This is a genomic window from Anaerobacillus sp. ABR4_321 (genome assembly GCF_056158505.1).
On sequence record NZ_JBSWTK010000001.1, the window covers coordinates 2778270 to 2801781 of the forward strand.

The window sequence follows — 23512 nt, forward strand, 5'->3', positions numbered from 1 at the left end:
AGCCTAATTTTGCGAAATGCAAAATTAGGCTATTTTTACTGAATCGGACCTCTATTTTTTTTACTCTCTTTTAGCTTGTCAGGTGTAACGTCATCGCCCGTCTCATCCACTACCTTAATGGAATGAAGTTGGTTTTCAAAGGAAGAACGAAGACTTTGAAGATATTCTTGACGAAGATCTTTTTGTTCTTTTTTCTCTTGATCTGTTAGTTGAGACTCTTTTGATTTTCTTGAGAGCTCATTAATTCGCTTTATTTTATCCTGTGATAACATACAGAAATAACTCCTTTATAACATCTAATTACTTTTATCCTAACGTAAGTCGTTACCACAGGCAAGTTTATAGCTTCTTCTCCAATTCGTCAACATGCTCCTTGTAGCGCCTATGAACCGTTGCTTTTGATGCTTCATAACCAAACCCTTTTAACGTAGCGGCAATCTCGTGGAACGTTAACCCTCTATCACGTAAATTCACTATTTCTTCGATCGGAACAATCTTTCGTTCCCTTCCACCGTGCCGTTGGTCACTTAAATTCCGCTGAGGCTTATACCCCTCTCGTACCGCTTTCTCCATTCCTCGCTTTATTTTAAGGTTATGTAGTTTTCTTTGAAACTCCTCAACGATACTTACGATTTCAAGGACCATCGAATCAGCTTCAGATAGCTGTAGCTCACCGTTCTGGTTTACTGTATAAATCGTTCCGCCATACTTATGGACTGCATGAAGCAGGGCGATCTTAGCATTTCCTCTTCCTAATCTTGTTTCATCTTGAATAAGAAGAACGTCTGCTGAGCCTTCTTTCAACAAATCTAAAACTTCTAAGATGCCATTTCGATCAATGTCATATCCACTGTGCTTTTCCTCGATCACTTTATGTACTGTAAAACCAGATTGAGCTGCAAATCTTTGCAGCTCTTCTTTTTGCCTGGCAAGTGATGATTCCTGTGTTTCTTTCTTTGTACTTACCCGACAGTATATGATTGCATTCATTACTTTTCCTTTACCCCCAGCGCTGTTGCATTTGCCTCAACAGGAATGATAAGTGTATCTCCTGCTACTATTCGATCTGCATCTATTTTGTTCGCTTCTTCCACCCAGCTGATAAAATTACGGTCAGACAGCTCATGTGCATCACGATATTCTTCTGCGATTTCAAGAACAGTATCTCCCCGCTCTAATTCAATTTCAGTATAACGATCATACCCTTCAGCAGCTGCTGCTCTCAATGATACAAACACGAATATTAATACGGCCACAAAAGATATAATGACAAGAAAATCAATTCCAGACAAGCCTCTAGCTTGTTTTCTCATCCCAATCACCCCGAATACGAATATTTGTTCTGGTTTCAGTATAAACAGAACCTCTGTTCGTGTCAACTGAATTTTCGAACTTATGTTTGTATGCGAACAAAAATTCTGGTATACTACTAACAAATAGATAGATTGGAACGAGGTGCCAGAGATATGAAACTATCAAACCGTCAGCAGGATATTCTGGACTTTATTAAAGTCGAAGTGAAACAAAAGGGTTATCCACCCTCCGTTAGAGAAATTGGTGAAGCTGTAGGACTCGCTTCAAGCTCAACTGTCCACGGACACCTTGCAAGACTTGAGAAGAAAGGTTACATCCGACGCGACCCAACGAAACCAAGAGCAATCGAAGTACTCGGACTAGATGAAACGATCGATATTCCTCGTCCAGAAACGGTGAACATTCCGGTCATTGGTAAAGTAACTGCCGGCCAACCGATAACGGCGATCGAAAATGTTGAAGAGTATTTTCCTCTACCAGAACACTTTGTACAAGATGACGAGCACACGTTCATGCTAATCATCGAAGGTGACAGTATGATCGAAGCTGGCATTTATAACGGTGACATGGTAATTGTGAAACAACAGCCTACTGCGAACAACGGAGATATTGTTGTTGCGATGACGGAAGATAGCGAAGCTACGGTTAAGCGATTCTTTAAAGAAAGCAACTACTTCCGCCTACAACCAGAGAATTCATCGATGGAGCCGATCATCCTTGATTCAGTTTCCATTCTAGGTAAAGTCATCGGTGTATTTCGTTCAATCCACTAGAAGCGCAAATTGCGCTTCTTATTTTTTATTCTAAAAACACGAATCCTTTCTTTATCTCTTATCGTATAATCAGGAAACAGCTAATTATGAAAGGTGGAAAATCATGTTTAAGAAGTTTCTAGCAAGTGTCGGAGTAGGTGCTGCAAAGGTTGATACGCAGTTAGAGAAGGATTATTTCGTTCCGGGGGAAACCGTTAATGGTAAAGTAGTCATAAAGGGTGGTGAAATCGAGCAATCGATCGATGCGATTCATATCTTCCTTATGACAGAAGCTATCCGTGAAGTAGATGATAAAAAAGTAAGAGAAAAAGTGGCGCTAAAGAAATATAAGGTTGCTGATCAGGAGAAGATCTCAGAAGGTGAAACGAAAGAAATTCCGTTTTCCATTCAACTGCCATACGACACGCCAGCTTCACTCGGAAGGCTTCCAGTATGGTTTGAGACAGGCCTAGACATCCCGATGGCGCTTGATCCAAAAGATAGAGACCTTATTCAAGTTTCTCCACATCCACATGTAAAAAAAGTAATCGAAGCATTAGAAAGCTACCTGGGCTTCCATGTGAAAAAGGTGGAAATGGAGCAGTCTCGCTACGGCTATGTTCAAGAGTTTGAATTCACGCCTAGCGGGAAATATCGCGCTTACTTAGATGAACTCGAAGTGATCTTCTTTTTACACGATAACCATTTAGATGTCATGCTTGAAGTCGATCGCCGCGCTCGCGGACTCGGAGGATTGTTTGCAGAAGCTTTGGAAATGGACGAAAGCATTGCAAAAGTGACGTTAACAAACCAAGAGCTGAACGATTCATCTGACGTTATCGCAAGAAAATTACAGCTAAAAATTGATCAATATAAAAAGTAATCTTATAGATTCACAAAAAACTGTCTCGATTGTTTATCGAGACAGTTTTTTGATTACGGAGAGTTCACGTTATTTTAATGGTATTACTACCTTTGTAATATTCCCGACTCTTTCATCGATACCATTATACAATTCCTTAAGCACTTCCAATGCTCTTTCGTTCGATTCAAACGTTCCTAACGTCTTTTTCCATTCGATGAAGAATCTTCTCTCTATGACCCCTTCGATCATGTTATCTTTTACAGTTATTTCTTTCACATTCACGAAGCTTTCAAGATTTTGAGTCATAACCCATATCATTCTCTTCTACCGCCTTCACATTTCGATGCTTACACTACACCTTTTAAAGAACCGAAACTTTTCTCATATTTAGTACGTACTACAGTTACAAAGCTTTGGAGGTGCCTAGTGAAAAATACTGCTAAACTGATTTTAGTCGTAATAGCGAGCTTAGCTTTATGGGATGGAATTAAGTACATCTTCAAATCTTTTACTTAACAGAAAAACAGCTTCTTGTAGCTGTTTTCCTTCCAAATAAACATTTTCTATCAAGAATCACTACTCTTTTAATGGCTTTTTATAGATTATAGGAGCATCAAAGCCTTCTTCATCTACCAATTCAATAAGTGCAATTTCTTCAACTCTTCCTTCAATCGTTTGAATTCGTTTCATACAATAGTTGAATGCTTCAGAGAGTTTATCGGATGATAAGTTATTTGCCAACGTACAATGCGGTATCCATTGATCAGGTTCATAGTATGGATTGGCATTCGTACTTAACTCACTAAAAAAATCATGGTGATTTGAATGCAGCTCTAATAGTTTTTTTGTATGTGTAGGTGATAGAAATAGGGTTTGATAATTTAAAAAGGATCCAATCGTATTAAATGTAATTTCGAAGCAACCTTTTGCTTCATAAAATGTTTTCATACCTTCAATGAATGCCTCTTTATCTAACTCGTAATAATGTCCCAATGTGAGATGAGGCCTCGCATCTTTCACTTCTTCTGAGTAGAAAGAAATCGAGTTTTGCTTTAGCTCTTCCCATATCGCTTTGATTTCTTGTTCTGTATTCTTATCAAATAACGCTACAACCCAAAACATGAAATTAGCCACCTTTAACAACGTTTATCGTTCACTAAGTCTTCACGCTTTCTTTATGTTCAATAATCAACTCATAATACGTTAAGGTTTGATCACTAAGCTCAAACTCATCTTTACCCCACGTGTCTCGTAAAAAAAGTTCCGCTATCGCACGCTTTCTCATCCCGCCTGCCGCGGCATCTCTTAACGAAATCACACTTTCATAGATAGACGTCATTAAGTTAGTAATCCGTTTACAGTGGAGAGTCTGTCGTGCTTCATCCATCTTCTCCAATTGCGCCAATTTCTTCTCTAGTACTGAAATACCACCGTAAACAAGTTCTTTCCTACCTGCTTCCTGTGGAATTTTCTCTAACTCATGCTTCATTTTATCAATAAAGATCAGATGGACTTTGTGCTTTTTGATCAGCCTAAGCACCTCTAAACCAAGAATATTCGCTGTTCCTTCCCAAACCGTTAATACTTGAGCGTCTCGTAATAGTCTTGGTGTGACGAAGTCTTCTATGTACCCATTCCCACCGTGCATTTCAATCGCTTCATGCGCGAATCGAACTGCTTGCTCTGCGGATTCTTTTTTCACAAGAGCGATGAGCAACCGATTTAAGGCTTCGTCCTCTGTCGTCACATGTGATTGTTTATCCATCACACCGTCAAATAGCGAGATTGCAGAAAAAACGCTGCTGAGTTCAACCTCTTGTTTCACCTTTAACTTTACTAAACTTTCTTTTATCATCGGAAAATCTTTTAACTGCTTTCTAAACGCTTCACGCCTGTACGAATACTCCTTTGCTTCAAGAAAAGACCGCTGCATGATTCCTACTGAGGCGATCGCATTGCAAAGCCTTGAGAGGTTCAACGCTTCCATCATATAATAGAATCCCCTGCTCGCATCTCCAACTAGAAAGCCTTTCGACCCTTCAAATACTACTTCAGCTGAAGGGACTGCTCTCACGCCTAGCTTATCTTTCAGCCGCCTTATACATAAGTCATTCACTTTACCATCTTCTTTTCTCCACGGAACAAGAAAGAGGCTTAATCCCTTCGTTCCCTCTGGGGCACCTTCGAGTCTAGCAAGTACCATCGCTACACCACACGTACCTGCATTACTAGCAAAGTATTTTTCTCCGTAGAGCCTATAATCACCTCCTTCATTAATGGCTTTCGTTTCGTTCGCTCCTACATCAGATCCTCCCTGTCGTTCAGTTAAAAATGTCGCTCCTTCATAAAGCTCGACCTCGCCAGTAGATAGGACATGTGGAAGGTATTTCTTCTTGAGCGCTTCATCTCCGTAGTGATCGAGAAGATACGCAGTCGCCATCGTTAATGTGACCGGACAATAAAACCCTGGTTCTGACTGTGACAAAAGGTAGCCTTGCGCGAACGAATAAAGATAGTTCCCTTTCGTACCGAGGTCTGGAATCTCTTTATGTACGTAGGCTACGATGCCACGATTATACGTCTCACTAACCGTTTTCTTGTACCCTTCGTTCACCCATACTTCAGATATATCGTTGCCCATCTTATCGTACTTAATGAGCCTTGGCTGGCCTTCTCGATCTGTATGTACTGCACGTTCATCAATCTCTGTCCCACAACGTTCTCCAAACTCGTATAACTCTTTCTCAGCCCATTTATAAAAGTTGGGTTCTAAGTACTGCTCCAATACAGATGATAAGTTTGGATCTTCTAGATAAAAATTCATAGCTAGCCCCCTTTTTAATTTTAAATTTTCAGATAGTTTAATTCTACACTAACCTCTAGTTAAGTTCCATAAAATGTTAAGTATAATAAAAAGCTACAGGAGGTCCTGTAGCTTTTTATTTCACTTCATAATGTAGCTGTGCAAACTGACCATATTGCTTAACGGATGTTAATAACAAATCTTGCTCGATGTCAGATTCCTTGAACAGTGGTATCCCTTTTCCAATAAGAGAAGGAGCGATGGAAATAATAAACCCATCCACTAGTTTTTCTCGCATCAAAGTATGGATAATCTCTCCACCACCGACTAGCCAAATCGTCTTGCCTTCTTGTTTTTTCAGCTCAAGTGTGAATGTTGAAATATCTTCGTTAATAAACGATACATGCTCCGTATTTTCCTGCGCTCTCTTTGTAAATACATAACTTTCAATGCCCTTGTAAGGATAGTTCCCTTTTTCCTGATCCATCACCCAGTCATACGTTCTTCTACCGATCAATACGGTATCCACACTCTCAAGGAACTCAGAATAGCCAGCATCTCCTTCAATCTCTCCTCGAAACAGCCAGTCTAACGAATCATCGTTCGTTGCAATGTATCCATCTAGACTCGTTGCTATGTACACGACTACTTTTCTCACTCTCTTTCCCTCCTTTAAATTCAATGTCCATTTACTAGTTTACCTAATCTTTTGATTGAACGCTAATCAACACCCCATAGAAGAAGCTCCTAACCACCTGTGGTGGTTAGGAGCTTAAAAAATTTATTAATAAGTCGTCATATACTGTTCGCGTTCCCAAGGGTGAACTTGCGTACGGAACATATCCCACTCGATTTCTTTCGCTTCGATGAAGTGTTCAGAAGCGTGCTCACCAAGAGCGTTCATCATGACTTCATCCTTCTTAAGCAATTCAAGTGCATCGTGTAGCGTTGCAGGAAGATCAGTGATGCCTTCTGCTACACGCTCATCTTTGTCCATCACGTAGATGTTACGCTCTGTTGGAGCTGGAGGCGTCATGTTGTTCTTGATACCGTCAAGACCAGCTGCAAGTAGTGCTGCCATCGCTAAGTACGGGTTCGCTGATGGATCAACGCTTCGAACTTCGATACGCGTGCTGATTCCGCGAGATGCAGGAACTCGGATAAGTGGGCTACGGTTACGAAGAGACCATGCAACGTAACAAGGTGCTTCGTATCCTGGAACAAGACGCTTGTAAGAGTTGACCGTTGGGTTTGTGATCGCTGTGAATGCTTCTGCGTGCTTCATCGTACCAGCGATGAATTGACGCGCTGTTTCACTTAGGCCAATTTCGTCGTTCGGATCGTAGAATGCGTTCTTTCCATCTTTGAATAATGACATGTTCGCATGCATCCCGGAACCGTTAACGCCGAATAGTGGCTTAGGCATGAACGTTGCATGTAGTCCGTGCTGACGAGCGATCGTCTTTACAGCCAGTTTAAACGTTTGTATGTTGTCACACGTTGTGATTGCATCTGCGTATTTGAAATCAATTTCGTGCTGACCAGGTGCAACTTCGTGGTGAGACGCTTCGATCTCAAAGCCCATGTCTTCAAGCTCGAGCACGATATCACGACGGCAGTTTTCACCAAGGTCTGTTGGTGCTAGGTCAAAATAGCCACCTTTATCGTTAAGTTCGAGCGTAGGCTCACCGTTTTCATCCATTTTGAAAAGGAAGAATTCTGGTTCAGGTCCGATATTGAAATCAGAGAATCCAAGCTCTTCCATCTCTTTAAGTACTCGTTTCAGAACGGAACGTGGATCACCATCGAAAGGAGTGCCGTCAGGGCTATAGATGTCACAGATCAAACGTGCAACTCTACCTTTTTCAGATGACCAAGGGAAAACGACCCAAGTATCTAGATCAGGATAAAGGTACATGTCCGATTCCTCGATACGTACGAACCCTTCGATAGAAGAACCATCGAACATCATTTTATTATCAAGAGCTTTTTCAAGCTGATCGACTGGGATCTCAACGTTTTTGATAATTCCTAGTAGATCTGTAAATTGTAAGCGAATAAATTTAACATTTTCCTCACTTGCGAGGCGCTTGATATCATCTGCTGTGTATTTGCTAGCCATGTAAAATAAATCCTCCTTAGAATATAAAAAGTTTAGAAATTGGGATAACCAAACCTGTGTTTTACAGACAACGGAAACAAAATCTTTCTGAATTCATAGAACATTCCCAATTGCCGATCCCTTTCTCACTTATACTATACTATACACTAGACCGTTTGTCGTCGTGACAGAGTATGTTAGATTATCTAACATACTTTTAGGACGAATAAAAAGCAGGGGATTCCCCCTGCTTTAGCTGATCGATACGAGACCTTTTGTTAGAAGGTCATCAACTGCTCTCAATACACTAATTTTCACATGTTCATATGTTAATCCACCTTGAACATACGCCACATAAGGTGCTCTTAGTGGTCCGTCGGCAGACAGTTCGAGGCTAGCTCCTTGAATAAATGTTCCTGCAGCCATGATGACGTCATCTTCATATCCTGGCATATAAGCAGGCTCTGGACGGACGTGCGCATTTACTGGTGATGCTGCTTGAATCGCCTGGCAGAACGACACCATCCGCTCTCGGTCGTTAAACTGAACAGATTGAATCAGATCCGTTCGTTTACTATCCCAAGAAGGGCTCGTATTAAAGCCTGCGGATTCTAGCAGCGCAGAGCTATAAACTGCTCCTTTTACTGCTTGTCCTACAGTATGAGGAGCAAGGAATAGCCCCTGGTACATTTCCTGGAGGGAATACAGTGACGCTCCGACCTCTCTACCGATACCAGGCGAAGTTAACCGGTAACCACAAAGTTCGATCAAGTCTTCCCTTCCGACTATGTATCCACCGGTTTTCACGATTCCTGCACCTGGATTTTTAATCAATGAACCCGCCATTAAATCTGCTCCGACATGACAAGGTTCACGTTCTTCAACGAATTCTCCGTAGCAGTTATCAACAAATACGATCACATCTTCTTTAATCGATTTAACAAATGAAATCATCTCACTGATTTCATCGATCGTGAATGAAGGGCGGTTTGCATATCCTTTTGAACGTTGGATACCGATCATTTTCGTTTGTTCTGTAATCGCAGCTTTAACAGCTTCGTAGTCGATCGCATCATTCTTTAATGGGATAGCTTGATAGCCGATATGAAAGTCTTTTAAAGATCCGTGACCTTCCCCTCTTGTACCGACAATTTCTTCAAGCGTGTCATAAGGTGCTCCTGTAATATAAAGAAGCTCGTCTTGAGGACGTAATACCCCAAACAAGGCAGTCGATATTGCATGCGTACCAGAAACGATCTGAGGTCTAACAAGTCCTGCTTCTGCTCCAAAGACATCACCGTAAAGTTTCTCGAGTGTGTCTCTCCCATCATCATCGTAACCATAGCCAGTTGATGGAGTGAAGTGATAGTCGCTGATCTTATTGTTATGGAAGGCTTCAAGTACGCGGTATTGATTGCTTTCAACACGTTGATCGATTTCTTTCAGTATTGGGTAAATTCTTTCTTCTGCTTCAGTTGATAGCTGTTTCAATTTCTCTTGGTGTGTAAAGTGATTAAACATCGTTTCTTCTCCTAATCGTTGTTCCATTCTGTAGCGATACGTTGATAGAGGTGCGCTGGGGTGTAGCCTTTGCACCGGTAATGCTTATGATCTTCATCCCACTTTCGCTCGATGAGAATCGTATTTCTCTGAAGGAATGCGAGCTTATCTCCTTGATCTGCCTTTAGCGAGATCGAATAGTACTCCATTTGCTTTAACACTTGACTTTGAAGTGTTTCGTTCAGTTTCCTTAGATCTTCTTTTTTCTTAGCTGAGATATGAATCTGCTCGTTCATGCTGCTTCTTACACCAGGCTCTGCGCGATCGATCTTGTTGAACACGGTGAGAACAGGGATATGAGAAGCGTCGAGCTCCTTCAGTAGATTCAGAACGATTTCTTCATGACGCTCCCGATCTGGATGAGATGCATCGATCACATGTAGGATCAAATCTGCTTCCTTTGCTTCTTCCAGCGTCGATTTAAAGGAAGCAACGAGCGTCGTAGGGAGGTCTTGAATAAATCCTACCGTGTCTGTAAGCAGTACGTTGTATCCATTCGGCAGTTTTAGCTGTCTTGTCATAGGATCGAGAGTAGCAAATAACTTATCTTCTTCATAAGAGTCAGCCTTGGTCAGTCCGTTAAAGATCGTTGACTTTCCAGCGTTCGTGTATCCGACAAGTGCAACTTGAAGGGTCTCATTACGCTTTCTGCGAAGCCTGTATTGCTCTCGATGCTTCACAGTATTGTCTAGCTGCTTCTTAAGGTCAGAGATCCGGTTTCGAATGTATCGGCGATCGGTTTCTAACTTCGTTTCACCTGGTCCTCTTGTCCCAATTCCACCACCGAGTCGAGATAAAGAAGATCCCTGACCAGCAAGTCGAGGCAGCATGTATTGCAGCTGTGCGAGCTCCACTTGTAGCATCCCTTCTCTCGACCTTGCTCTTTGAGCAAATATATCCAGTATAAGCTGCGTTCGATCGATCACTTTCGCTTCGAGCTGTTCTGAAAGATTGCGAAGCTGACTTGGTGAAAGTTCACTATTAAATATTATGACGCCAGCTTCGTTCTCATCGATCAGGTGAGACAATTCTTCTACTTTTCCTTTCCCGATATAGGTTGCTGGATGGATGCGCTCTCTTTTCTGAGAAAGCGTATCTAACACTACTCCGCCAGCCGTTTCTGTTAATGCAGCAAGTTCATCCATCGAATAGGCAAACTGCTCATCTGTTTGATCTGGAAGCTGACAGCCGATCAAGATTGCTGGTTCAGCTACTTCAATGCGGTCTTTTTTCAACAGTACGTTCCCTGCCTTTACTTATCAGTCTGCTCTCATCATACCAGATGGCACTTTAATCTTCTATAGGGATGTCTTCTGGCAGGATTAGCTCGAGTGACGTCCGGTCGATCACTTCCGCTCCGAGGAGCCGAACAGCCTGCTTTCGAATGGCTTTCTCGATAATATTACGAACGAATCTACCGTTACTAAAAGCCCCTGTCTCATCGATTCTCTTCATGATGAATGACTTTTTCAACTTCCATTCTGCTTCCTTAGAAAAACGATACTGACGCTCCGTTACCATCTTTCTTGCGATTTCTAACAATTCATCATTCGAATAGTCCGGAAAGTCGATCACAAGTGGAAAACGCGATGGCAGCCCTGGATTGAGAGATAGGAAGTTATCCATTTCTTCAGAATAACCGGCAAGAATTAAAATAAAGTCCTCATGGTTATCTTCCATCGCTTTCACCAATGTATCGATCGCTTCTTTCCCAAAGTCTTTCTCGCCACCACGTGCAAGGGAATACGCCTCATCTATAAAAAGAATGCCTCCCTTAGCCTTCTTAACGAGCTCTCTTGTTTTCTGCGCGGTGTGTCCGATATATTCACCAACAAGATCCGCTCTTTCCACTTCGATCAAATGACCTTTCGATAGGACGTTCATTTCTAAGAAAAGGGTACCTAGTAACCTTGCGACTGTAGTCTTTCCTGTTCCGGGATTCCCTTTGAACATCATGTGAAGGACCTGAGGATTTTGTTTCAAACCATTTTCTTGACGGCACTGGTTAACGAATAACCATGCATATACTTCTTTTAACAGGTGCTTCACTTCTTTTAACCCGATCAACTGTTCCATTTCTTTTTGAATCCGTTCAAGAGGAATATGCTTTCTCGCTGCTTCAGCAAGCGCAGAGTCAGCTGCTTCCAATTTCTCTTCAGCATGGTGCAAAACAATATTAATCTGACTTTTTCGCTGAGTGATGGATTGCTGCAAGATGCTCACCTCGTTTTATTCTGACACGATAGTATACGCACCCGCCCAAAAAGCGTGACAAATGCCCAAAAGAAAAACACTCTATTCGAGTGTTTTCCCTTGTATCATACGATCCACAAACTTCTCTGGTATGGTTACTTTTTGGTCAGCCGAGTCCTTTTCGAACGATCTGTAATGATGGAGATAGCGATCGTTTTCTGTGATGTCTAACTCGAGCACATTCCCGTTATCATGTTCGAGCTGCCTCACAAAAACGTCATCGTCCTTATACGTATACCTCTTGAACCCTATTCCAAGGTATGAAAATTCTTCAGACTTTACGCCAGAGAGGTCTTTGAAGACGGTAGAGAACCGCTGCTGAGGGATGACGTGTTTCCCCTTCCCTTCAGCTTTCGTAATGCTGAGCGCTTTATCAACTAATTTTTCGATCAGTTTATTCATATCACAGCCTCCGTTTACTTAATCTCAGGGAGGTTACGTACTTCACTCGCCATCTCACCGCCACATAACGGACAAGAAGGTGTGTCTGAGAAGGAATAATCTGCTCTCATCCAACCAGAACAGTCCCCACTGGAACATGACCACACATCAGTGTCAACTTCAGGAATTGGTTCTTGTTGCTGTTTTGAAAAAAAGGCCATTGCAACCGCTCCTTTATTGTTTAGTATTGTTAGCATTCCCAAAAAAACCAAAATCATGTAATTCATTTCACGTTGTTTGTTATAATGGAAAAAAGAAAGGGGTAACGCAATGGAACTATTTGAGCAACCGCTACCTGATTTTCTAGAGGAGTACCTTACCTCCCTTGAAAGAAAGGGACGCCGGGCGTCAACCATCCGGCGTTATCGGTATGACCTTGTCGACTTTACAACCTGGCTCAAAACATTTCATCGAAAAGTTGAATTTCAAAACTTTAGTGAGCTATCGACAGAACAGCTACAATCATACATTCGTTACTTACATTTAGAACGTCATTATTCTGAGCGAACTCTCAAACGAATCATGACAGTATTGAATCAAGTATACCGTTATTATATGTCATTAAATCGGACAAAGAACAATCCTATGAAAGAAGTTGTCCTCCCCACGAATGAAGAAAGTGGATTTAAGGAAGAAGATTTTGTGGGGGAAAGCGAAAGCGAGCGGTTGTTAGAAACAATCGTTTCTCTTGCTGATTTAACAGAAAACCAATTAAAAGCACGTGAGTTCCTAATCGATCGGAACCTTATCATCGCACGTTTGTTTCTTAATTACGGTCTAAGCTTACAAGAGCTCTGCAAGTTATCCATGAAGCACGTATCTTTCGAACAGAACGAATTAGAAGTCAATTCAGCTTCAGGTAACAGGACGATCAAGCTCGATCCAGAACATAAGAAAATCTTATTCAGTTACTACCAAACGATACCTGCTCCTGTTCGTCCTCGATTAAAAAGTGATGACCCTTTATTCGTCGCATTTGATTTTCAACGTCAAACGTACCGATGGAGTTATGAAGTGGATCGTCCAAAACGACTGACAGAAATCGCCGTGCAAAAGATGATCCGCTTAGAAGTTCAGCGAGCAGGTATTCGAAAAGGGGTTTCGGCTCAGCATATGCGAAGGACGTGTGTGATCAAAGCGATTGAACAGGATGCTTCGATCGAACATCTACGGAGTAAGTTTGGACTGAAATCAGAGTTAACTCTCAAGAGATACTTCGATTATCTTGAAACTCATCAACCATCTTAGCTCTCATGAAGAAGTCCCTCGTCCTACCTAGAACGAGGGACCGGTATTACTTTTCAGAATCAAAATTTATTTCAACTGTACGCTGAGGAGCGAAAGTAGAAATCGCGTGTTTATAAATCAGCTGCTGCTTCCCATCGGACTCAAGAATGATCGTAAAGTTATCGAATCCTTTGATCGTCCCCTTTAGTTGGAATCCGTTCAGTAGGTACACTGTTACAAAAACATTATCTTTGCGCAGCTGGTTCAGAAATTGATCCTGGATGTTAATCTGTTGCTTCATATTCAGTCCTCCTCTTTTTCTCTAAAGGCATTCAATATGTACAGTTCTAGTTATCTGCTAACTTTCCTGCAACAGAGTGTAATATTTTTCGTATTTTTTCTTCTCTATTCTCCGTCATATCAAACCAGTCGATGTCCATCTGATGTCGAAACCATGTTAGCTGACGCTTGGCGTACCTTCTTGAGTTTTGCTTTAGTTCATCGACCGCATCCTCGTAGGATACCTTTCCTTCAATGTATCGATAGATTTCCTTATAACCGATCGCTTGGATCGATTGACAGTTCCTCACGCCTTGATCGTAAAGGGTGCGCGCTTCTTCCAATAGCCCCTCTTCCATCATTAGATCTACCCTCTTGTTGATTCTGTGATAAAGTGTGTCTCTATCCATCGTCAACCCAACATTAACAAGATGATAAGGCGAGTGCTCAGGTTGAGAATCTTTCGAGGCGGAAACTGGCTTTCCCGTCACATGATGGACTTCTAGCGCCCGAATTACTCGCCGAATGTTGTTCGGATGAATCGAATCATAACTCTTCGGATCGATATCTTTCAACCTCGAGTGGAATGCAACTGGACCTTCCTCGTTTGCAATCCGCTCTAGCTTTCTCCTATACGCTTCATCTTCTTTCACTTCAGAAAACGAGTATTGATGCGTAACAGCTTTCACATAGAGACCCGTTCCGCCAGCGATGATCGGAACTTTCCCTCTTTCATTAATTTCACGAACAAGATTTGTCGCGAGTTCTTGAAATTCTGCCACTGAGAAGTTTTCTGTTGGCTCTTTTATATCAATCAGATGATGAGGGATGCCTTCCATTTCTGACTCCGTTACTTTGGCCGTCCCTATATCCATCCCTCTGTATATTTGCATCGAGTCACCGCTGATCACTTCTCCGTTCAACGCTTTCGCTAACTCGATGCTTGTTTTTGTTTTGCCCACTGCAGTAGGACCTAAAACCGTTACTAATTTTTGATCGTTAGTCATAACCTATTCACGTTCTTTCCACTGAGTTTGTTCTCATTTTCGACGTTACATCACTCGCTTAAACATTTTTTCCATCTCATAGGTGGAGTAATGAATGATGATCGGTCTTCCGTGAGGACACGTATACGGATCGATCGCCTTTCGAAGCGTCTCAAGAAGTGTGAACACTTCATCATCTCGTAAGTGACGATTCGCTTTGATCGACTTCTTACAAGACATCATGATCGCTGCTTCTTCTCTTAGCTTTTTCACATCGATCGCGCGATTGTCGATCACTTCTTGAACGAGTTCTTCGATCGTCTCCTGCTCTGCTCCGCTTGGAAACCATACAGGATGAGAGCTGACGAGATAGCTGTTGCGACCAAATGATTCTAAAAACACCCCAACAGTCTGAAGATCTTCAATTCGACTATCGATGATCGCACATTCTGAAGTCGTATATTCAAGCGTGATCGGTACGAGGAGTTCTTGTACTTCCGGATCGATCTCGCCGACCTTCTCACGGTAAAACTCATATTTGATTCGCTCTTGAGCAGCGTGCTGGTCGATGATGTAAAGACCGTTCTCATTTTGAGCGAGAATGTATGTCCCATGCATTTGTCCGATTGGATAAAGCGGAGGGATTCGTGTTTCCTCACTCTTCTCCTTAACGTAGTCGATTGCACGTTCTAACTCATCGACTTTGCTTGTTTCCATAGTTTTTACGGGCGACTCATAGTTTGATAGTGACAGCTCTTCTTTTACACTAAAAGGTTCTACAAACGAATCGTTAGCCTCTTCAGTCGTAACTTTTTGAGGTGAAGGAGTCGCTTCTTCAATCGGACGCTTTTCAGGAACGTCCTGTTTTTCATGCTGAAAGTGAAAAGCCGGCTGCTCGCTCTCCTTTTCTTTCTGCTTCAATGGTTTTTGTTCTGGTATAAGCTCCGTTTTCTTGAATATTGCAGTGATTGCGTCTTCAATCGCTTTCGCGAGCTCTTGTTCTTTACTAATACGCGCTTCTAATTTCGATGGGTGCACGTTCACATCGATCAACGTTGGATTCATCTTGATATGAAGCACGACGATCGGATACCTCCCGATTGGAAGCAGCGTATGGTAGCCCTGCTGAATACCTTTCGTAATCGGATAGTTCTTAATATAACGGCCGTTGATGACGAGAGAGATGTACTGCCGTGAAGCGCGCGTTAGTTCTGGCTTTGCAACATACCCCGTGACGTTAAAATCAATCGTTTCTGTTTGTAACGGAAGCATTTTTCTAGCAGTATTGTAGCCGTAGATCGCTGCGATGACTTGTAACAACTCTCCACTGCCATTTGTAGACAAGAGTTTTTTACCATTATGAAAGAACCTGAAGGCGATCTCTGGATGAGCCATGGCCTGTCTGTTTACAACATCTGCAACGTTCGCAAGCTCTGTGTGCACAGTCTTCATATGCTTCAATCGAGCGGGTGTATTGTAAAAAAGACCTGAAATCGTCAGTTCAGTCCCTTTCCGACTATCTGTCGCCTTAAATTCGGTTACTTCTCCTGCTTCGATCTTCACATATGTGCCAGCACGCTCACCTGTCGAGGTCTTTAACTCGAGATGAGAAACTGCCGCGATACTTGGAAGTGCTTCTCCTCGAAACCCTAACGTTTCAATCTGAAACAAATCTCGCTCATTTCGAATCTTGCTCGTAGCATGTCTAAAAAATGCAAGTTTACAATCCTCTTCGTCCATGCCCGTTCCGTTATCCACGATTCGGATCTTGGAGAGACCGCCTTCTTCGATTTCGATCCTGATTTCACTGCTTTCCGCATCGATCGCGTTCTCTACAAGCTCTTTCACAACTGAGGCTGGTCTTTCGACAACCTCACCTGCTGCTATTTTATTTGAAAGCTGATCATCAAGTTGAACGATCTTCCCCATTTTCCTCACCTTTCTTTCATTCCTACTTTAGCTGTTTCTTTAATTCATAGAGTGTATTGATCGCATCCATCGGGGTCATTTCCATAATATCGACGGATTTGAGCTTCTTTAGAATCGCTTCCTCACCAGATGACTTTGAACGCCCCTTCTTTACATTTGATTCATCAAAGAAAGCTAGCTGTGCGTCTTCGTTCGCTTTCACGTACTCTTGTTTTGGACTCGCACTCGTTTCAGTTGTTTCAGTCGTTTCTGTACTCGACTCGAACTCAGACAAGATCGTTTGAGCCCGTTTAATGAGTTGGTCTGGTAGATTCGCAAGTTGAGCTACGTGAATTCCATAACTCTTATCAGCTGAACCATCGTGTACACGGTGAAGGAATACAACTCGGCCTTGTTCTTCAACAGCCTTAACATGCACGTTCTTCACGCGCTGTAGCTCCTCTTCAAGCGATGTTAATTCATGATAATGTGTTGAAAACAATGTTTTAGCTCGAACATGATCATGAATGTACTCGATGATGGACTGCGCGAGAGCCATTCCATCATACGTAGAAGTTCCACGACCGATTTCATCTAGTAGAATCAAGCTATTTTCTGTCGCTTTCGTGATCGCATAGTTCGCCTCAAGCATTTCCACCATAAATGTACTTTGACCTGCAGCAAGGTCGTCTGCTGCTCCAATTCTAGTGAAGATTTGATCAAAGATTGGAAGTACTGCAGATTCCGCTGGGACAAAACAGCCGATTTGACCAAGTAGGGAGATGAGCGCTAACTGCCTCATATACGTACTCTTACCGCTCATGTTTGGTCCTGTAATCAATAGGATTTCGCGATCTTCATTCATCATTACATCGTTAGCAACATACTCTCGCCCTTTTAGCATCTTTTCTACAACCGGATGGCGGCCCGCTTCGATCGCTACTTGTCGATCTTTAGAAAAGGACGGTTTTGTAAAACGATTTTCTTCACTAACAACTGCGAATGCTTGCAATACATCGAGTTCACTAATCTTCTTTGCTAGTTTTTGCAGTTCTGGAATATACTGTTTCACTTGTTCTCTTAGATTCGTGAATAAGTCATACTCCAAGTCAACAATTTTTTCTTCAGCTTCAAGTATAAGAGATTCTTTTTCTTTCAGTTCAGGAGTAATAAAACGCTCTGCGTTAGAAAGCGTCTGTTTCCTTTCATACCTTCCTTCAGGAAGATTCTGAAGGTTAGATCTCGTCACTTCAATATAATATCCAAAGACTTTATTGTAACCTATCTTAAGCGAACGAATGCCCGTTCGTTCTCTTTCTTGCATCTGCAAGGAAGCGATCCAATCCTTCCCATTTCTGCTCGCATCACGATAGCGATCGAGATCGCTATTATAACCGTCTCGAATCATCTGCCCTTCTTTTACTGAGAGAGGTGGGTTGTCTTCGATCGCATCACTCAAAAGCTCAGTCAGCTCATCGCATGTTAAGATCTCATCTCCAAGCTCACTAGCATACGTATTATCAAGTTCTGTTACGGCTTGTTTGATCCCAGGGATTTTCTCTAATGATTTACGAAGCTGGACGAGGTCTCTCGCATTCAGGTTTCCAAATGCAACTTTACCAGCTAATCTCTCGAGGTCATAAACCCCCTGCAGCTGTTCACGAATCGTTTCACGTTCGAAAAACTGCTTCATCATCGTTTCAACAAGCTCCTGTCGCTTCACGATTTCACGATGCTGCAATAGCGGTCGTTCTACCCATTGTTTGAGGAGACGCCCTCCCATAGCCGTGACAGTACTATCTAAAAACCATACAAGAGAGCCTGTCCGTTTCTTGTCTCTGATCGTTTCAACGAGCTCTAGGTTTCGTTTTGAATTCACATCGAGCTTCATATACTGTGAAACGTGATAATGACGTAATGGCTGAAGATGATCCATCGAGCGTTTTTGAGTTCGAATCAAGTAATGCAACAACCGGCCAAATGCACTCAGTAGCTTGCTCTGATCGATGTGCTCAGAAAGTTCCTGAAACTGCTCTGGAATCGTAACGTTATCCTCGGTCGAAACGGTAAGAGACATTCTTTCACGGATCGCAGTCGCTAACGGACCATCTTCAGTTCCAAGAATTACCTCTTTTGGAGATAGATTCGAAAGCTCACCAAGTACTTCATGATGATTGCCAGTTAAGATCGTGGCCATGGTTTCACCTGTCGTTAAATCGTTCGCAGCTAGGGAATATGTGCTATCTTCAAATTCAGATATCGCCACTATGTAGTTGTTTTCCTTTTCTTTTATCAAACGATCTGACATGACTGTTCCTGGAGTGATGAGTTGAACGACTTCTCGTTTCACCACGCCTTTTGCATGCTTCGGGTTTTCAGTCTGTTCACATATCGCAATTTTAAATCCTTTTTCTACTAGTTGAGAAATATAGTTTTCTGCAGAATGATAAGGAACACCGCACATCGGGATACGGTCTTCTCCCCCACCATCTCTACTCGTTAACGTTATTTCAAGCTCTTTAGATGCACGCGTCGCATCTTCAAAGAACATTTCATAGAAGTCACCTAATCTAAAAAATAAAAAGGCATCTTGATACTCTGCCTTAATCCGTAAATATTGTTCGATCATAGGGGTATATCGAGCCATACTTCTTCTCCACCAATCTACATTTCTATTCAGCTAACAGTATATCACATCATTCTTCCACGCTTCTATGATAAAGAAGGTCGTGACTCGGCAAAAAAAAATAAAACCAGGAAGAAGAACCCCTTCTCCCTGGTACGACTATTCTTCAAGATCACCAATTAAAAAGTTCGGATCTAAATCTTCAAACTCTTCATCTTCTACTTCATATTCCCAATCGTCATCATCATCTTCACAGCCATCAGGATTCACGTAAACGCAAATTTTTGTTTCTCCAATCACTTCTACGAGAAACTCCCTTTCGACTTGAACGATAATTTTATTTCCGTTCGGTGCAATGGTAGCTTCAAGACAGTTCGGCTCTTGAATCGCTTTTGCAACCACTTCGTCCGTTTTGCAATCTTTATCCTTGTAGCGAAGAGGGATTTCTTCACGATATTTAACGTTTTCCGTTACGACTTCTGTTTTTGTGTTATGACTGTATGAGTACCAGATATTAATGTCATAAGAGCCTTCAACAATGACGCAATCATGGTGCTTTTTCGCCTTGAATTTGTTGTTGATGATCCAGCAACCAAGAATACTTGAAGGTTTGTGCTCTGGAGTAACTGTGTTTGTATCCTGAGTAAATTTACGCCCTTTTCCGCAAACAGCTTTGGCGAATATCTCTCTGTAATTATAATCCTCTGACATCGATCATACCTCCTCTTCCAATCTTCATTCTCATCCTATGCATGACAAATGACTAGTGTGCCTTTTTTTTATTAAGGCTGTTCCACTATCAGTCTATGACCCTTATGTACAATGCTTTACAACCTTTTGTAAAATTTCTAAAAAAAATACGGTGAATGAAATTAAAAACGGAATAGGAGTACGAATATCAGCATAACAAAGCATAAAAAAAAGCCGGGAAAACTCCCGACTTTTACTTACTACAACCAGATCCTTGTGCAGAGCCAGTCGTACCTTCTAGTACGTTACCACCAGTCGCTTCGATGATCTCATCTGTGACGGTGTTTGAGATTGTATTCGCAATAAGCTGAAGAAGATCATTCACATCTGACTGAGAACGTTTGAATTCCTGAACAACAGGAATTTCATCAAGCTGCTCCATCAGTTTGTCGATACGCTCGTCTTTTTCTTTCAACGCCTCATGCTTACCATAATGCTGAAGGTTAACCGCTTCTTTTTGTTCAAGCTTAATGCGAGCGATTAAACTTTGCACTTTCTTGTTTTCATTTATCTTTTCTTCTGCACGCTTGAAGAAATCAACTTCTTCCGTCTCAGATACGAGCTTAGCTAGCTCTTTTGCTTTTACGATCACTTCTTGTCTTGAAATCATTATGCTTTCACCTCTGCAGTATTTTCTATATATTCTCCGTCTAACGACCAGGTTTTTGCTTTCGTAATCTTCACTTGAACGAGCTCACCGATAAGAGACTTCGGTGCTCTGAAGTTAACTACTTTGTTTCTGCTCGTATAGCCCGATAGGACGTCAGGATTCTTTTTACTTTCACCCTCAACGAGCACTTCAACGATTTCCCCTTCGTAGGCTGCATTTTTCTTCGCTGCCATATCATTTACAAGGGCATTCAAACGCTGTAAACGATCTTTTTTCACTTCCATCGGCACATTATCCTTCATTTTTGCTGCTGGCGTACCATCTCGCTGTGAATAGATGAATGTATAAGCGCTATCAAACTCTACTTCTCTTACAAGTGACATCGTCTCTTCAAACTGTTCATCTGTTTCGTTTGGAAAGCCGACGATAATATCCGTCGTGAACGTTGCATTAGGCATAACTGCTTTAATTTTCCCAACAAGTTCTAAATACGTTTCTCTCGTATAACGACGGTTCATGAGCTTAAGAACATCATTGCTTCCGCTCTGAACCGGAAGATGAATGTGATCGAGCAGGTTGCCACCTTGTCCAAGAACTTCTACAAGACGATCATCAAAATCTCGTGGGTGACTTGTAGTAAAACGCACTCTTGGGATGTCGATCTTATGAATTTCATTCATTAGATCACCTAGGCCGTATTCCATATCCTCAAGGTCTTTTCCGTACGCATTCACATTCTGTCCTAAAAGCGTCACTTCTTTATACCCTTTTGCTGCGAGGTGCCTTACTTCCTGAATGATATCTTCAGGTCGGCGGCTTCGCTCCTTGCCTCGGGTATAAGGCACGATGCAATATGTACAGAATTTATCGCAGCCATACATGATGTTAACCCACGCTTTGATCTCACCTTTACGGGTTCTTGGAAGATTCTCAATGATATCGCCTTCTTTGGACCACACTTCCATAACCATTTCTTTACCGAAGACGGCTTGCTCCATCAATTGAGGCAGTCTATGAATATTGTGCGTTCCGAAGATCAAATCTACGAACTGATGCTTTTGCATGATTCGATTGACGACCGACTCTTCTTGAGACATACAGCCACATACCCCGATGATCAAATTCGGATTCTCCATCTTAAGAGGTTTTAAGTGACCGAGCTCTCCAAACACTTTGTTTTCCGCGTTCTCTCGTATCGCGCATGTGTTCAGCAAGATAACATCAGCTTCTTCCACAACGGTCGTTGCTTCAAAGCCCATACCCTCATAAATTCCAGCCATGATCTCAGTATCATGTTCGTTCATCTGACAACCATACGTTCGGATCAAGTACTTTTTATCTTGACCTAGGTTTCGTATATTCTCGGGAATCTCGAAGTCATAATGTACGTTAACGTTTTCTTTTCCGCGCTTTTTCGCATCTTTTAACGAAGGTGGCTGATAGGTAGTCTGAAAATACTTCGCAAAGTCCTCAGTCGTTTTCTCCGTTTTCTTTGGTGTCTGAATTTGCGACGACGCAAGCCGCTGTTGTTCGTTCATATTACGTCTCCTTTCCAGTCAAAGGATAACTCTGCTATGAAAAGGAGCATGTTGCTCCTAAACTTAGAAAAAACAGGCAGTGCACATCGTGCTAGCCTATGTTCTTTATGTTTGATCCTTTAATGTTTAACGGTGGACATTACCTTATTATAAGGGGTTGTACGTATTTAAGCAATAAGACCGGATGATGAAAAGGCAGTATCGCTTTAGAACTACTAAATTGTCGAACGAGTACCATTCTTTACATCGTAAACGCTTAACAGATAAAAAATCAGACTGCCGAGCTCGACAGTCTGAGTATACTGCTTATTTTAAAATGCCTAATTCTTTTGCTGATTTTTCGAAAGCGTCTAACGCTTCTTGTAGCTCTTCTTTCGAATGCTGCGCTGTTACGATCGTTCTTACACGCGCTTTCCCTTTCTGCACTGTTGGGAATGCGATACCTTGTGCAAATACTCCATTCTCAAACAGCTTGTCTGAAAACTTATGTGTCAGGGCTTCGTCCCCAATGATAACTGGAGTTACCGGCGTTTCACTGATCCCCGTATCAAAGCCTAACTTCTCTAAACCGTCTTTGAAGAATTTCGTATTGTCCCATAGCTTTTCGATCAGCTCAGGCTCTTCTACGAGAACATCGATCGCTGCAGAGCATGCTGCGGTTACAGCAGGTGGATGTGATGTGCTGAATAAGAATGGACGGCCTTTATGGATCAAGTAGTCACGAAGGGTCTTTGAGCTAGCGATATAGCCGCCTAACACCCCGATCGCCTTACTTAATGTTCCTACTTGAATATGAACGCGACCGTTAAGATCAAAATGATCGACCGTTCCACGGCCATTACGACCAAGTACGCCGCTTGCGTGAGCGTCATCAACCATTACGAGCGCATCGTATTTTTCACAAAGCGCTACGATTTCAGGAAGAGGCGCAATGTTACCATCCATTGAGAATACACCGTCTGTTACAACGAGACGAGTGCGGTACTCTTGCGTTTCTTTAAGAGCATTCTCTAAATCCTCCATATCCGTATGCTTGTAAATACGACGACCAGCTTTCGTTAAACGGATACCATCGATGATCGAAGCGTGATTAAGCTCATCAGAAATAACCACATCTTCTTTCGTCAAAATTGCAGATAGCACAGCCTGGTTTGTTGCGAACCCAGATTGTAGCACGAGAGCTGCCTCAGTGTGTTTGAATTCAGCAAGCTTTTGTTCAAATTCTTCATGCATCGATAGTGTTCCTGCGATGGTACGAACAGAACCTGTTCCCGCTCCGTATTTTTCGACAGCTTCGATTGCAGCTTGCTTCATTTTAGGATGATCTGTTAATCCAAGATAGTTATTAGAGGAAAGCTGAATAACTTCTTTCCCTTTGATCGCAACACGAGATCCTTGTGCTGATTCTAGAGGGATCAGATTACGGAAAACTCCCTCATCTTGCATTTGGTCAAGCTCTTCTTGGAGATATTCAAAACCTTTCATATGACCTGCCTCCT

24 protein-coding genes are annotated in these 23512 nt (G+C 42.1%); 3 read left to right on the forward strand and 21 right to left on the reverse strand.

Annotation, left to right across the window (positions count from 1 at the left end):
• Nucleotides 1–35 precede the first annotated feature (35 nt).
• From ACXADT_RS14480 to yneA, 3 genes are all read right to left on the reverse strand, one after another.
• The gene (locus ACXADT_RS14480) at nucleotides 36–272 is read right to left on the reverse strand and encodes a DUF896 domain-containing protein (protein ID WP_270181930.1); all 237 of its coding nucleotides are present in this window, start codon (nucleotides 270–272) and stop codon (nucleotides 36–38) included.
• Nucleotides 273–339: 67 nt separating this feature from the next.
• Nucleotides 340–990 (reverse strand): YneB family resolvase-like protein, encoded by a 651-nt coding sequence (locus ACXADT_RS14485; RefSeq protein ID WP_270181929.1) that lies wholly within the window; start codon nucleotides 988–990, stop codon nucleotides 340–342.
• Nucleotides 990–1313 (reverse strand): cell division suppressor protein YneA, encoded by a 324-nt coding sequence (yneA, locus tag ACXADT_RS14490; RefSeq protein ID WP_270181928.1) that lies wholly within the window; start codon nucleotides 1311–1313, stop codon nucleotides 990–992. The genes ACXADT_RS14485 and yneA overlap by 1 nt, the downstream gene beginning before the upstream one ends.
• A 153-nt stretch (nucleotides 1314–1466) precedes the next feature.
• Between yneA and lexA the strand changes: the two genes are divergently transcribed.
• Nucleotides 1467–2087 (forward strand): transcriptional repressor LexA, encoded by a 621-nt coding sequence (gene lexA, locus ACXADT_RS14495; RefSeq protein ID WP_270181927.1) that lies wholly within the window; start codon nucleotides 1467–1469, stop codon nucleotides 2085–2087.
• A 103-nt stretch (nucleotides 2088–2190) separates the two neighbouring features.
• A complete protein-coding gene (locus tag ACXADT_RS14500; protein WP_270181926.1) occupies nucleotides 2191–2949 on the forward strand; it encodes a sporulation protein in 759 nt (252 codons plus the stop codon).
• Nucleotides 2950–3018: 69 nt separating this feature from the next.
• Here the strand turns inward: ACXADT_RS14500 and ACXADT_RS14505 are convergent, their stop codons facing one another.
• The 10 genes from ACXADT_RS14505 to ACXADT_RS14550 form a co-directional block, all read right to left on the reverse strand.
• Nucleotides 3019–3249, reverse strand: a complete 231-nt coding sequence (locus tag ACXADT_RS14505) for a hypothetical protein (protein WP_270181925.1) — start codon at nucleotides 3247–3249, stop codon at nucleotides 3019–3021.
• A 258-nt stretch (nucleotides 3250–3507) separates the two neighbouring features.
• Nucleotides 3508–4053, reverse strand: coding sequence for a 2'-5' RNA ligase family protein (locus tag ACXADT_RS14510; RefSeq protein WP_270181924.1), 546 nt, complete (start codon nucleotides 4051–4053; stop codon nucleotides 3508–3510).
• Nucleotides 4054–4087: 34 nt separating this feature from the next.
• Complete coding sequence (locus ACXADT_RS14515) at nucleotides 4088–5755, reverse strand: acyl-CoA dehydrogenase family protein (RefSeq protein ID WP_270181923.1); 1668 nt, start codon at nucleotides 5753–5755, stop codon at nucleotides 4088–4090.
• A gap of 115 nt (nucleotides 5756–5870) precedes the next feature.
• Entirely contained in the window at nucleotides 5871–6392 is a 522-nt protein-coding gene (locus ACXADT_RS14520) for a dihydrofolate reductase family protein (RefSeq protein WP_474831730.1), read from the reverse strand.
• A gap of 126 nt (nucleotides 6393–6518) precedes the next feature.
• Complete coding sequence (gene glnA, locus ACXADT_RS14525) at nucleotides 6519–7856, reverse strand: type I glutamate--ammonia ligase (protein ID WP_270181921.1); 1338 nt, start codon at nucleotides 7854–7856, stop codon at nucleotides 6519–6521.
• 231 nt (nucleotides 7857–8087) lie between these two features.
• Nucleotides 8088–9356, reverse strand: a complete 1269-nt coding sequence (locus tag ACXADT_RS14530; protein ID WP_474831731.1) for a methionine gamma-lyase family protein — start codon at nucleotides 9354–9356, stop codon at nucleotides 8088–8090.
• A gap of 11 nt (nucleotides 9357–9367) precedes the next feature.
• Nucleotides 9368–10630, reverse strand: a complete 1263-nt coding sequence (gene hflX / locus ACXADT_RS14535; RefSeq protein ID WP_474831733.1) for a GTPase HflX — start codon at nucleotides 10628–10630, stop codon at nucleotides 9368–9370.
• 55 nt (nucleotides 10631–10685) lie between these two features.
• Entirely contained in the window at nucleotides 10686–11612 is a 927-nt protein-coding gene (gene spoVK / locus ACXADT_RS14540) for a stage V sporulation protein K (RefSeq protein ID WP_474834551.1), read from the reverse strand.
• 78 nt (nucleotides 11613–11690) lie between these two features.
• Entirely contained in the window at nucleotides 11691–12050 is a 360-nt protein-coding gene (locus ACXADT_RS14545; protein ID WP_474812048.1) for a hypothetical protein, read from the reverse strand.
• A gap of 14 nt (nucleotides 12051–12064) precedes the next feature.
• Nucleotides 12065–12250, reverse strand: coding sequence for a cold-shock protein (locus ACXADT_RS14550; protein WP_270181917.1), 186 nt, complete (start codon nucleotides 12248–12250; stop codon nucleotides 12065–12067).
• A 109-nt stretch (nucleotides 12251–12359) separates the two neighbouring features.
• On the opposite strand from ACXADT_RS14550, the gene ACXADT_RS14555 reads away from it, so the two are divergent.
• A complete protein-coding gene (locus ACXADT_RS14555; protein ID WP_270181916.1) occupies nucleotides 12360–13337 on the forward strand; it encodes a tyrosine-type recombinase/integrase in 978 nt (325 codons plus the stop codon).
• 46 nt (nucleotides 13338–13383) lie between these two features.
• Here ACXADT_RS14555 and hfq read toward each other — a convergent pair whose 3' ends face one another.
• From hfq to ACXADT_RS14595, 8 genes are all read right to left on the reverse strand, one after another.
• Nucleotides 13384–13617, reverse strand: coding sequence for an RNA chaperone Hfq (hfq, locus tag ACXADT_RS14560; protein WP_224882269.1), 234 nt, complete (start codon nucleotides 13615–13617; stop codon nucleotides 13384–13386).
• Nucleotides 13618–13663: 46 nt separating this feature from the next.
• A complete protein-coding gene (gene miaA / locus ACXADT_RS14565) occupies nucleotides 13664–14602 on the reverse strand; it encodes a tRNA (adenosine(37)-N6)-dimethylallyltransferase MiaA (RefSeq protein ID WP_270181915.1) in 939 nt (312 codons plus the stop codon).
• 45 nt (nucleotides 14603–14647) lie between these two features.
• The gene (gene mutL, locus ACXADT_RS14570) at nucleotides 14648–16510 is read right to left on the reverse strand and encodes a DNA mismatch repair endonuclease MutL (RefSeq protein WP_474831735.1); all 1863 of its coding nucleotides are present in this window, start codon (nucleotides 16508–16510) and stop codon (nucleotides 14648–14650) included.
• A 22-nt stretch (nucleotides 16511–16532) separates the two neighbouring features.
• Nucleotides 16533–19136 (reverse strand): DNA mismatch repair protein MutS, encoded by a 2604-nt coding sequence (gene mutS, locus ACXADT_RS14575; RefSeq protein ID WP_474831737.1) that lies wholly within the window; start codon nucleotides 19134–19136, stop codon nucleotides 16533–16535.
• A 138-nt stretch (nucleotides 19137–19274) separates the two neighbouring features.
• Entirely contained in the window at nucleotides 19275–19826 is a 552-nt protein-coding gene (cotE, locus tag ACXADT_RS14580) for an outer spore coat protein CotE (protein ID WP_224882245.1), read from the reverse strand.
• Nucleotides 19827–20058: 232 nt separating this feature from the next.
• Nucleotides 20059–20475: a YlbF/YmcA family competence regulator gene (locus ACXADT_RS14585; RefSeq protein WP_270181912.1), complete on the reverse strand. Its 417-nt coding sequence runs from the start codon at nucleotides 20473–20475 to the stop codon at nucleotides 20059–20061.
• Nucleotides 20475–22013 (reverse strand): tRNA (N6-isopentenyl adenosine(37)-C2)-methylthiotransferase MiaB, encoded by a 1539-nt coding sequence (miaB, locus tag ACXADT_RS14590; RefSeq protein ID WP_474831738.1) that lies wholly within the window; start codon nucleotides 22011–22013, stop codon nucleotides 20475–20477. The genes ACXADT_RS14585 and miaB overlap by 1 nt, the downstream gene beginning before the upstream one ends.
• Nucleotides 22014–22319: 306 nt before the next feature.
• Nucleotides 22320–23498 carry a glycine C-acetyltransferase gene (locus tag ACXADT_RS14595; protein ID WP_474831740.1) on the reverse strand — a complete coding sequence of 393 codons (1179 nt, stop codon included), beginning with the start codon at nucleotides 23496–23498 and terminating at the stop codon, nucleotides 22320–22322.
• Nucleotides 23499–23512 lie beyond the last annotated feature (14 nt).